The sequence below is a fragment of the Sporosarcina luteola genome (assembly GCF_007991495.1).
In the GTDB taxonomy this organism is placed as follows: Bacteria; Bacillota; Bacilli; order Bacillales_A; family Planococcaceae; genus Sporosarcina; species Sporosarcina luteola.
Map to the genome: position 1 here is coordinate 45,267 of NZ_BJYL01000009.1, position 12,198 is coordinate 57,464.

Annotated in this window: 7 protein-coding genes; 6 read left to right on the plus strand and 1 reads right to left on the minus strand. The window is 43.9% G+C overall.

Going from position 1 to position 12,198, the window contains the following annotated elements:
* Nucleotides 1–134: 134 nt before the first annotated feature.
* The 3 genes from leuD (at nt 135) to SLU01_RS04020 (ending at nt 4,372) form a co-directional block, all read left to right on the plus strand.
* Nucleotides 135–719: a 3-isopropylmalate dehydratase small subunit gene (gene leuD, locus SLU01_RS04010; RefSeq protein ID WP_147055605.1), complete on the plus strand. Its 585-nt coding sequence runs from the start codon at nt 135–137 to the stop codon at nt 717–719.
* Nucleotides 720–1,072: 353 nt separating this feature from the next.
* A complete protein-coding gene (locus tag SLU01_RS04015; protein WP_147055607.1) occupies nt 1,073–2,011 on the plus strand; it encodes a hypothetical protein in 939 nt (312 codons plus the stop codon).
* Between the two features lie 96 nt (nt 2,012–2,107).
* On the plus strand, nt 2,108–4,372 hold the full coding sequence (locus tag SLU01_RS04020; RefSeq protein ID WP_170232580.1) for an S-layer homology domain-containing protein: 2,265 nt from the start codon (nt 2,108–2,110) through the stop codon (nt 4,370–4,372).
* 169 nt (nt 4,373–4,541) lie between these two features.
* On the opposite strand, the gene SLU01_RS04025 is transcribed toward SLU01_RS04020, so the two are convergent.
* Entirely contained in the window at nt 4,542–6,548 is a 2,007-nt protein-coding gene (locus SLU01_RS04025) for an S-layer homology domain-containing protein (RefSeq protein ID WP_246110865.1), read from the minus strand.
* Between the two features lie 325 nt (nt 6,549–6,873).
* On the opposite strand from SLU01_RS04025, the gene SLU01_RS04030 reads away from it, so the two are divergent.
* The 3 genes from SLU01_RS04030 to SLU01_RS04040 all read left to right on the plus strand — a co-directional run bounded on the left by SLU01_RS04030 (nt 6,874) and on the right by SLU01_RS04040 (nt 12,068).
* Nucleotides 6,874–8,340, plus strand: coding sequence for an O-antigen ligase family protein (locus SLU01_RS04030; RefSeq protein WP_147055609.1), 1,467 nt, complete (start codon nt 6,874–6,876; stop codon nt 8,338–8,340).
* Nucleotides 8,341–8,573: 233 nt separating this feature from the next.
* Nucleotides 8,574–10,829, plus strand: a complete 2,256-nt coding sequence (locus SLU01_RS04035) for an S-layer homology domain-containing protein (RefSeq protein ID WP_147055611.1) — start codon at nt 8,574–8,576, stop codon at nt 10,827–10,829.
* A gap of 93 nt (nt 10,830–10,922) precedes the next feature.
* The gene (locus SLU01_RS04040; protein WP_147055612.1) at nt 10,923–12,068 is read left to right on the plus strand and encodes a polysaccharide pyruvyl transferase family protein; all 1,146 of its coding nucleotides are present in this window, start codon (nt 10,923–10,925) and stop codon (nt 12,066–12,068) included.
* Nucleotides 12,069–12,198: the final 130 nt, after the last annotated feature.

The following is a 12,198-nucleotide window of genomic DNA, read 5'->3' on the forward strand; positions in this document are numbered from 1 at the left end:
AAAAGCGTAGGGCGCTTGCCCAGCTGCGACCGGCATAAGGAAAGGATGCGAAGTGGCGCTTTTTGCCACATAGCGTCATTGACTTATGACCCGAGCAGCTAGCGCCCGGAACTAGAGGAAGAAAGGATGATTCCATGAAACCGATCAATGAAGTGCAAAGCGTCATGACCCCTTTGAATCGTAAAAATGTAGACACCGACCAAATCATTTCAAAAGAATTTCTCAAGCGGATCGAACGGACCGGCTTCGGAAAATACCTATTCTACCATTGGAGATATCAGGCGGATGGAGTTGTGAATAAAGATTTCGTATTGAATGACGAGCGTTTTAAGGAATCTAAAATTCTCGTAGCCCACGAAAACTTCGGCTGCGGTTCCTCCAGGGAGCATGCACCGTGGGCGATTCTAGACTATGGCTTCCAAGTCGTCATCGCTCCATCGTTTGCAGATATCTTCCATAATAACTGTTTTAAAAACGGCATCTTGCCCATCCGTCTCAATGTGAATGAAATCGAAGAGCTTTTATCAAAAGGACAATCTTCACCATATTCATTGACAATCAACCTTGAACAGCAGACCGTGAAAGGCGACGAGGGTAAGACCTATTCATTCGACATTGACCCCTATTATAAGCAAATGCTATTGAACGGCTGGGACGAAATCTCGTTAACATTCCAGTACGAAGAGCATATTGCCAATTTCGAAAAACAGCATGCATGATGATTCTCCACCTCCCTTTCATATTGAGCGGGAAGTGGAGTTTTTTGATGGAGTTCTCAATCTTACGTAAAGAGTTCTCTTTTCCAGGCAGGGAGTTCTCGTTCTCAGTAATGTAGTTCTCATTCTCCTGCAAAGAGTTCTCGATCTCAGTAATGAAGTTCTCGTTCTCCTGCAAAGAGTTCTCGTTCACGATAATAAAGTTCCCATTCCCGCGCAAAGAGTTCTCATTTAAGAAATATCCCGCTGGAATCTATCAAATTCCGTGTCTACTACTGTCGAAATAGTGTACAATAGATAAAAACGTACAGAAACTTGTCTGTGACATAGATACTATTAAAACAAGGGGTGGGCACGTGTTTGTTTCCGTATTAAATGATCGACAATCCTTTTCCATGCAAGTCCAGGATCCGAAAAGCACATCCGGTGACGGCTGGCGGAAAGTATGGGGTAAGGAAGCAGCCGCTGTTAATCCGCTTGCAGCAGTGAACCAAGGTAGAAACTCTCTGATTCTCGAAGCGGTCCGGACGAATGATTGGTCGGACTACCACCAGTTCCAAGCAAAACAACATCCCGCATGGTACGACAAGGTCGACGGGGAAATGAAGCAAAACAAACTCTATTACGGCAATCTGATCGATGTGCAAAACCGTTCCTTAAAAGAAGCCATCCAATCGGGAGATCAAGCTGAAATCACGAATCGGAAAGCACGTTTAGATGAACTCATCACTGATTTCAAAAATGCGCCTGGAGAAGTCCCACATGTCATCGCTTTTGCAACCGACCCGGCATTGGCAGAATCGCATGGCATTCCGAAGCCATCGAGCGACTGGTTCAATTCACCATATAATAATGCGCTCGCCGCATCACAAGGTCGTTTTGAAGACCAATATTGGTATGAGAATCCTTACTTTGCAGATCATCCGAATGAAATGACATTTGCCATGGAAGCCGTGAAAGAATATAGACCCGACATTGCAAAAATTGCTGCCTCCATTAATAAAGGTGCCTATGAAAATAATGTCGCATCCTCTTCATTCAACTCAAAAGCAACACAAGAAATAGCAACACCGCATACTCCGGTCGAAAGCAATCATGTCGCCGATCAGGCAACGGCAGCAATTGCCGAAGCAACGACCATGAAGGTAGAACAATTCGCAAGGCAACTCAATACAGCAAATCTTGTCACGGACTTATTTGTAAAAAAACAAGAAGTCGAAACGAAAACATCGTATGATTATTTGCTGGAGCGCCTTACTCAAAAAGCTGAAGAACGAAAGTATAATATTGTCTAAACACCACGAACCTCCTAATATCTAGGGGGTTTTTGTGTCGAGTTTTGTGGTATGATAGGAAAAAGTTTAAATAAGGGCAACAGGAGGAAATCAAGAATGTCGAAAAAAAGAGTAACAACCGTCCTACTGGCGAGCCTGCTATCCATCATGTTAGTACTAGTCGGATGCAGTTCAACAGATGCAAACTCAATTGCGATCGATCAAAGCTTTGCTGATATACATAATCAGTTTTGGGCAAAAGACGAAGTGACGCAGCTTGTCGATATGGGCATCATCAACGGTTACCCGGACAAGCAATTCAGACCGACACTTGAAGTATCACGTGGACAAGCGGCGAATCTCCTTTCAAGTGCACTTCAATTACCGGATGCTCCGTATAAACCGATCTTCAAGGACGTCAGCAGCAAATCCTCCCATTTAAAAGGGGCGATGGCGACGTATGAAGCGGGAATTTTTTTAGGGAAAGAGGACGGAACTTTCGGCGTGGGCGATTCTTTGACGCGTGAACAAATGGCGACAGTTATCGTCCGCGCATTCGATTTACAAGATACAGGTGAAGAAATCCAATTTAAAGATGAAAACAGGATTAGTGAATCGCATCGCGTAGGTGTGAAAATCCTAGCGCAACATGGAATAACGACTGGTAAGGAAGACGGTACATTTGATCCGAAAACAGCGGTGAACCGTGCAACCTACGTCGTCTTCCTTCATCGGGCAATGGTTCAAACTGGTAAAATTGAAAAAGGACCTGAAATCGTATTCAATGAACCTGCCACTCTCGGTAAGTATGAGACAGTCCGCTATGAGCAGAATTTCGTGGAAGTGCCGATCTCCGGAACAGATAAAACATACTTGCGTTCCAACAATTACTTGCAGTATGCAGGTGAAAAAACAACGAGCCATGCGCATTCAAAAGACACGGTCTACACGTATAATGTCGGCGGGTTATCTCCTGCAGTTGTCAATGTAACAAAACGACTGCTGGAAAATGGCGATTACTTCATTTTCACAGAACTTAAAAACCCTCAACGGATGCCGATCAAAATCGATGTCATCCAAACGGAAAGCAATCTATCCAAAGGAATCTTACGGGAGTACAGCCGATACCCGATTAAAAAGGATAACGATGACACATTCGGTTTCGATTTAACGACGTATCCGACAGGCGTGTTTGAAAAGACAACAATCGATGGAAATAAAGCACAGAAAATGATCGGTAAAGCATATCGTTCAAAAGAACTTACACTAACGTATCCGAATGGGGAAAGCAGCCATACGCGTGAATTGGATGATGAAAGTGAAGCATTCAGCGGCATCTTTTTAGGGGACACGCAGCTATCGGTCTACTCATTAAGCTCAAGAGGATTCGATATCGTCGATCAATGGCTCCTCGTTTCTGACGAACTATTATTCTCAAGCCATCAGGTTATGGATAATTGGATGCTCGAATCAGCGACATATTACAAAAAACGAAATAAGTGGTACACAGCGAATGGTCCATACAATAAAATGGCGACAACAATCGAACCAATGCCTAAATCGGGCAGGGGGTATGGCCGGAATCTTCTTCTCGTAAAAGAGGATCGAACGATGGCGATGTACAATGAAACAAAGGAACGTTATTTCGAAAGCTTGCTTTATAATTCATTCGCAAATCTTGATATTTTCAGAGGGAATAAAACGTATTGGGAAACTGAAGTGACGAGCACTTATTTGAAAGGGCTATTCGGCATTACAGCTCCATTCGTCGATACGCGTTTCAATGAACAGATTGCCTTATTCCTTTACAATGGAGGAAAAGCATTCGGACATGATGATTATAATCTTGGTCTGAAAAACTATGCGGATCTTTTAGTTTCCCAAAAAGGTAAAGGAAATATTATTAAAGTGAATGCATCTGCTTATTATATTCAGGATTATTTCCCTAGCAAGCAAAATGTAAAAACGCACACTTCGATGAATCACCTGCTTGGAGGCATGAATATTCTGTTGCTCGCCTACAAGGAAATGGGTGATCCGGTTTACCTTGAAACAGCGGAAAGTTTGCTGGCAGCTATCGAAGTCGATGCGAATAAATGGATCCGACCGGACGGGGATATTTGGTACAAAGTCTCTCCAGACCACACGTTTGTCGGAAGGGACTACGTTCATCTGACATTAGAGGATTTGATCCATTCTTATGAAATGTGGTATGAAATTGACCCTTCAACAACTGCGGTATTTGAAAAGTTAATCCGTTCAAAAGCAGGATATATGGATAAGAATGGTTTAGGCTACACAACGAAAATCAAGGCCGGCCTTGACCGAATCGGTATGCCTGAATTATTACCAACAGGTCCGGAACATACGGACGCATTATAAAGCAGAGGGCGCCTGCCTAGAGCTGACAGGCATAAGGCGGAGATGCGGAGTGGCGTTTTTTGCCATAGAGCAGCTTCGACTTATGCCCCCAAGGCTTTGGCGCCCGCAGCTGGATTGACTATATTTATAAAAAAACCCGTACGAAGCAAAATGCCTCGTACGGGTTTTTTTAATTGATTTTATTCACAAGATCAGACCGGATCCAGCCATAATCGGATGGCGGGTTGATATCCGCAAGGACCTTATACCATACATAACCATCACTGCCTGTCGTCTCTTCGACAATTACAACCGGATAGCCGAAAGAGGCTTCATAACCCGGATTCTTCTGCTTATATGAGAAGAGTTTGTTGTCGTTTCGAACTTCAGGACTCGTTCTGACATTGACGCCTGAAGGGCCAGTGTAATTGATGATCCCCAATTGTGCTCGCTTCGTATCACGGTTGCCGAGAAATTTATCAATCCGCCACATATGCCCCGCGATTTTACTTCCCCAGTTCGGATCAGACGCGTATTTCACATTGATGCCGACCACTTTATTGCCGGGAACTGCGCCGTTTGTATGTGCGCCTAGCGGATTTGCATAGTTCAGATTCATATAGCGTTGAATGAACGCATTAATGCTATTTTCAGGGGTAACATACACTTCTCCTGTTTCAGGAGTCGAATCAAAGACTTTAATTCCGAAAAGATTATTTTTCGTCTGTGCATTGGCACTCATTCCATAATCACTTTCATGGATAGCAGTCGCAAGGATGAACATAGCGTTTACATGATACGTCTCTTCAACTGATTTCAAATATTCACCAAGGCCGATTAATTTAGATTTAGCCGATGCACCTTGGTAACGTGCAATCCCCGTACTTTCACGATCCTGTAAAGCCCATTGAACATACGAATCGAGTTCGGCCGCTGAATAGGTAGATGGCTGTCGGACGGATTGGAATTGGAAATACGGGTAGTATTTGATAACGTTTTTCGTGCCGACTTCTGTGAAGTAAACACCGTCTAAGCTTGTATATTTCTTGCCGGACTGCATTGCAGGTGATGCCTGTCCGATTGAATAAACGCCTTTTGTTCTAGTAAGATTATCATAGGTTGAATGTGTCAAAATTCCGTCATGCGTAACTTCATAAAAGTCGTAGCCGGTCACAAGCTCGGAAGGGACTAGGTCGACTTCATTATGTTTTGCATAATACGTTATCCCGCCAATTTCAGTTATTACATAATCCTTGCCACTTCCGACATATTTCATTTCGCGGCCTTTTGTTATGTAAGTCACTTCGTTTCGCAATGATGAATCACTGTAAAGGGACGTGTATTGTTTTGGATTTTGTGCACCGAATGCGCGGCCCGTTTTTATTTTAATAATGTCACTGCCTTTTTGAATGGCCTTAACGGATGAAGATGCATTGTAGACTGCCAATGCATCTTCATAATTTTTATAGATTGCCGGTGTTGGATTGACTTGTCCATTTGAAATCGAGCTGACTTTATAGATTTCAGGATCTACATCGGGTGTTTCAGGAGTTCCCGGTTCCTCTGGAGTCGTAGGCTCTTTCGGCTTCAACAGCTCGGCTGCAGCATCCATTCGGAATAAAAATGCGGCTGCATGGGCGATTGTTGCGCTATCTTGGGGTTTGAAATAAACCCCGTTTTTCTGATGATCTCCACGGATGATGCCGAGGTATACAGAAGCTGACACAGCATCTCTGAAATTCGGTGAAATCTTATGGGAATCTTTGAAAGTAAAATTTGTTTTCTCGATTGGAAGATCCATATAGCGGAACGCTTTGAAAATCATTCCTGCCATCTGTTGGCGTGTAATTTTCTCATTCGGTTTAAAGTTGCCATCTGGATAGCCTGAAAGAAGACCTGCTCCAGCGGCATTTTGAATTTCCTGCGTTGCGCTTGAATTTGCTTTCAAATCTTTGAACGTATACTTCGTGGAAGTTGGCAAATCCAATGCACGAGCAAGATAGGAAGCAAATTCGCCTCTCGTAACCGCTTTATTCGGATTGAACTTGCTATCTACTCGGATAACGTTCTTCTGAATCCAATAATTCAACTCTGTTTCCATTTGATGGCCCGAGACTGTACTAGCTTCCGCCTGATTCTGGAACAGAGGAGTAAACATAAGCAGCATGACTAAGGCAAAAGTTATTATTTTTTTCACCGATAAACCTCCTTTTGTATATCTTCTATCATAATATCAGATACTTTATAAAATAATAAGGTGCAATTTTATATTCTTTACAAGTTTAGTTGAAACTTTTTTTGCAAAAGAAACTAAACTATAAACCGCAACGTCCTATTAGATGCTATAATGACAAAAGGTCTTGTTCTTTTTGCACGTCTAGCTTCGGGTGGCAGCTGCTCGGGTCATAAGTCAGCTCTGCTGCACGGCAAAAAGCGCCGTTTCGCAGATCCGCCTTATGCCTGTCGCAGCTAAACGCCACCCTCCGCTTTTGTAACTTATAACGGAAAGGGATTTATTTTTAATGACTACACTTACAAACAAACTGAAGGAAAAAGATACAATATACTTTTTGGCCGCATTAGCGGTAATTGGTGTGGCGTTATTCCTGCCAACATCCATAACACTTGTCGCGACATCATTGTTTTTTGTCATCTATGCTTTTTTCAGACCACAACAAAGCTTGTTGTTTTTGGTCGTCTATGTCAGCATCCGTCCCTTGCTCGTAGAAGTGAACTCGGGATTAAAGTTGATCGGGGATCTGATTACACTTATTGCGTTTGCTAAAATCGTCATATCAAGTGGCCGTAATTGGAAGACATTGTTTTCATTCAAATGGTTTGAATGGGCGTTTTTCGTACTTCTCATTGCGGGGTCCATCAGTGGGTTGTACCACGGCGTATTGCCGGCAGCTATCATTTTCCAAGTGCGGACATTCGTCATCATGTACTTGCTTTATTACATCATTTCAAGGATGTTCCTGCCTGATGACTGGTTGAAAAGACTTGCGTGGGTAACTGTTGGGACAAGCTTTATCGCCTCAATCCACGGCCTGATCGAAAAGCTATCGATGAGACAGCTATTGCTTCCGGATGTCTGGAAATACAAAACACTTAGCGCAACGAATGCCGTGCGAATCTACGGCTTGCCTGGCAACCCGAACTCGCTTGCCTTGCTGCTCCTATTCGGAATTATGTCCTTGCTTTTCTTACAAAGTATCTATAAAGGCGAGAAGCATAAATGGTTCTTGAACATTAATCTTGTTCTGTTCATTGGCGTATTTGTTTTGACCTATTCACGCGGGACGTGGATATCTGCTTTCGTTTTAGGGGCCATCTTTGTTCTTCTTACAAAAAACTGGCATTTATTAAAAAGACTCGTCATTGCAGGTGTCGCTTCAATCATCCTCATTTACTATCCGGTGAACTGGGGAGTCGAACTCTTGGCTAAGTTCGGAGTTGAACCTCCTGAAGATCTTGCAATCGGCAGCATCGGAAACCGTTTCGGTGAGACGTTCGATGAGAAGAACTTGGCCCTTATGACGGAAAGTGGACGCTTCTTCTACATTAATAAAGGTTTTGAAATCTTTAAAGAGTATCCAATTACGGGTACTGGATTCGGCTCCTTCGGCGGTTCGGCAACATTATCCTACGGTTCGCCGTATTACGATCATTACGGAATCCGTTCGGATATTTACGGAGGCAAGTATTTCTATTCTGATAATCAATACATTCAAATCATCACGGAGACAGGGATTATCGGCGTTATCCTATTTGCAGCTTTCCTTCTCGGCATGCTTTATCTGTTCTGGAAGGAACGAAAAACAACAATGGGCAAATTCATGATTGCACTCTGGTTCGCTACAGGTTTCTCCGGCTTTTACTACAATATATGGGAATTGAAACTATATACGATGTTCTACTTCATCCTATTCGGCACATTCGCATCAATGGCGAACCAGTCAGTGAAATTTAAAGTAAAAGATCTTTAATCTTCAAACCATCCGGTATTTCGCACCGGATGGTTTTTCATTTCCATCTATGCCATCTATCTCTGGCAAATAACTACAATTCCCAACAAATGATGACAATGAATCTACTTGTGGCGGCACTTCACAATCTATTTCCTTCTTATGGATTATAGTATTTTGTCGAATCTTCTGGTAAGCTTTACATTGATTCATAGAAGGGAAGGTGTCGACTTATCATTAAGCAGGTAGATTCATTGAAAGTTTTTGGTAAAAAAGTTGCGATGACAGCAGCTGCTGTTTCACTTATATTAGCGGTTCCAGCAGGTGCTTCGGCAAATACTCAGACAGTGGACAGTTACCCGGTTTCTTCGGGTGTGACGTATTCACATTACACTCACGCGGGTACAAATCATATTAATCATGTAAGTGTCGATTTAAACGATCCGTATACGAAATTGGACGTCGGAATTCCGTCCCCGCTTGCGAAAAGGGATGCGACAACGACTCTTGCAAATCGTGATACACGTGACGGAAACCGCGTCGTCGGTGCAGTGAATGCCTCTTTCTTCGACATGAAGTCAGGGCTGCCGATGTATTTGATTTCCCAAGGCAATGAAATCGTCAATGGCGGCGTAATTTCCAGTTCACGGGAGTATTACGTCAGCAAGCCAATCGCTTTCGGTGTTATGAATGACGGCCGTGCGGAAATTGATGAATTCAATTTTGACGTACGTATAAACCATCAAGGGACAAACTATAAAATGACAGGTTTGAACCGTGAAAGACAGTCGGATGAAACAATCGTTTTTACGCCGCAACATATTTCATCCACGACCGGGTCGAATGAATTCGGCATCGAAATCGTTGTGGATACCGGAGAACCAATTACATCTACATACTATGGACAACAATTGACAGGGAAAGTTGTAAAAGTGCGGGATTATGGTTCAAAAGAGAAAGTGACAATCCCGAAAACCGGCTTTGTCATTTCCGCACATGGTGGGAAGCCGTTGGAACGATTGAAAGGGATCAAAGTCGGGGAAAGCGTGTCTCTTGATCTATCAATTGATTCGAAATGGATGGATTCTTCTTTCATGCTAGCGAGCGGACCGATGCTTTTGAAAGACGGAAAACCATATATTACGATGGATACGTCGAATTGGCGCGCGAAAGCGATGACTGCGCGTACGGCAATTGCGATTAGTAAAGATAAGAAGAAAGTAGATCTTGTAACAGTCGATAATAAAAGCGGGTACAGCAACGGTATGACACTCACTCAATTCGCGAATTATTTGGCGTCAAAAGGATACGACCGTGCGATTAACTTCGATGGCGGCGGTTCCACAGCAATGGGCGTCCGTAAACACGGCAGCAATACAGTCGTTTTGGCGAACCGGACGACTGATTCAAGCCAACGGAAAGTGTCTGCGATCATTGAGGCGATCAGTACCGCGCCACTAAGCGATCCTGCACATATTAGCGTCTCTCGTGGACAAGTTGGTGAAATGCTTGTCGGGTCAAGCGTTCCGTTAACGATTAACTATGTCTTGGACACGTACTACAATCCACTTAAAGTCGATGCTTCCCAATTGGAGATTTCGGCTGAAAATGGGAAAGCGTCTGTTTCAGGCACAACGTTCACAGCAACGGCGGCAGGAAGTGACCGTATTAATGTGCGTTATGGCACGGCGACACAATCATTCCCGATTACAGTTGTTGAAGCACCTGCCAAGTTGACGATTCAACCAAGTACGACGAATGTTAAACCGGGTGCAACTGTGACATACAAAGCTGTAGCAACAGATGCTCAAGGAAAACCAGTCATATATTCTCCTGAACAGGTGAAGTGGGGCGTTACAGGCAATGTTGGAGCCATCACGGAAACTGGTGTTTTCAAAGCATCGAAAGTTCCTGGCAAAGGGTCTGTCACGGTAACACTAGGTACGAAAACTGCTACTTTGCCAATTGAATTGGCAGACGGAACGCCAGCATTCACGGATATCCCGGCAGATTATGCTTATTACAATGAAATCCGTTTCTTGAAAGATCTCGGATACATTAAAGGGGATATCGATGGCAAATTCAATCCTGGACAAACATTATCGAGGGAGCATGCAGCTGTTATCCTCAGCCGCGTATTCAATTTAGATACATCTGTTGCAGGTACCGAGAAGTTCACGGATGTACCGACAACTCATCGTTACTTCAAGGAAATTAATGCAATTGCGGAAGCGAATCTTGTCGGTGGTAAGGGCGATGGTACATTCGACCCTGCCGGACAATTGACACGCGCGCAAATGGCTGCGATTCTCGTAAAAGCTTACGAGTTGCAAGGCGAATCGGCGAATAAATTCAAAGACGTCCCTGCGAATCACTGGGCTTATAAGCAAGTTCACATTCTTGCGAACCACAAAATTACGACTGGTAATGAAAAAGGGAATTTCGAACCGAATAAGCCGGTAAACCGTGCACAATTCAGCGCATTCCTTTACCGTGCCATTAATAAATAAGTGAAATGCCGCAGATTCGAGCGATCGATTTCTGCGGCATTTTTTTCATCATGCTATAATAGGAGTTACTATTTTATAAAAGGAAGTTGGATTATGAGAATAGGAATTGTAGGGAACTATGGAAACGATAATAACGGGGACGAGGCGATTTTGCTAAGTCTGGTGAAACAAGTGACATCGACATTCAATATTAGTACACAGCAACTAACCATCTTCAGTAATAACCCACAGCAAACTTCAGAACGTTATGGGGTGGACAGCTTCCCGCTTTATTACAAAAAAGGGAATGCAGCAAAGACGTTTTTTGAAACATTCCGTCAGAATAAACGAATCGTCAAACAAATGGACTTGCTCATTATTGGCGGCGGCGGAATTCTCATGGATCTGTATGGACGGGAAGCTCCGCTGTACGGGTCATATGCCATGATGGCGAAACAGTCGAAAACCCCCTATGTCATTTATGGATGCGGGGCGGGACCACTTACGTCCGGCCTTGGAAAGTGGTTTATCCGCTATATGTGCAAATATGCGGAAAGTGTATCCGTCCGTGACCCGGAATCCGCGGCTTTATTACAGTCGATTGGTGTGAATAAAAGAGTGAAAGTGATCGGGGATCCCGCATTCTCGTTGCATGAAGAGAACGCAGCTGTGAAATCAGCCGCACCTACAAAAATCGGTGTGACAGCAGTACCCTATTACAATGCTGATTATTGGCCGGAAGGGAACCCGGCCATTTACGAGAAATACGTAGAAGGCATGGCGAAAAATTTGGATGAGCTCGCTGCGGGACGTGATGTAGAAATCACATTTTTCGCAACGAAGTTCCCGCAAGACGCCAATGTGACGAAAGATATCCAAGCGTTGATGAATGAGAAGGCGAAGACATCTATCATAGACGACAACTTGCTCCCTAGCAAGATTCTTGAAGTAACGGAGCAACAGGACATCGTCATCGGCACCCGTTTGCATTCGCTGATCTTGGCGACTTGCACACAAACGCCGGTCATCGCAATCGCCTACCATCATAAAGTAAAAGACTTCATGAGCTTGGCAAATTTAGACCGTTTTTCATTCCCCATCGACGAACTCCACGACAACGATGGATGGTTCTTGCAGGCGTTCAATGAAATGAATGCCGATTGGGATGGCACGTTGAAACAGACCGAACAGCTTTCGAAGAGGTTGTATGAAGAAGCGATGAATGGAACAGTACAGTTTACCGATGCCTTGAAGAAATGAAGAGAACCGCCGGGCTGAGTTATAGGCCCGGCGGTTTTTCGCGCTCAAGAAATCCGTTTCCGCGCTCAAGAAATCCGTTTCCGCGCTCAAGGAATTGCGATTCGCGCTCAAGGAATTGCATTTCGCGCTC

Bases quoted from the DNA above. Each gene is read 5' to 3' on its own strand.
- leuD (WP_147055605.1), top strand. From the start codon at position 135: ATGAAACCGATCAATGAAGTGCAAAGCGTCATGACCCCTTTGAATCGT.
- SLU01_RS04020 (WP_170232580.1), top strand. From the start codon at position 2,108: ATGTCGAAAAAAAGAGTAACAACCGTCCTACTGGCGAGCCTGCTATCC.
- SLU01_RS04030 (WP_147055609.1), top strand. From the start codon at position 6,874: ATGACTACACTTACAAACAAACTGAAGGAAAAAGATACAATATACTTT.
- SLU01_RS04040 (WP_147055612.1), top strand. From the start codon at position 10,923: ATGAGAATAGGAATTGTAGGGAACTATGGAAACGATAATAACGGGGAC.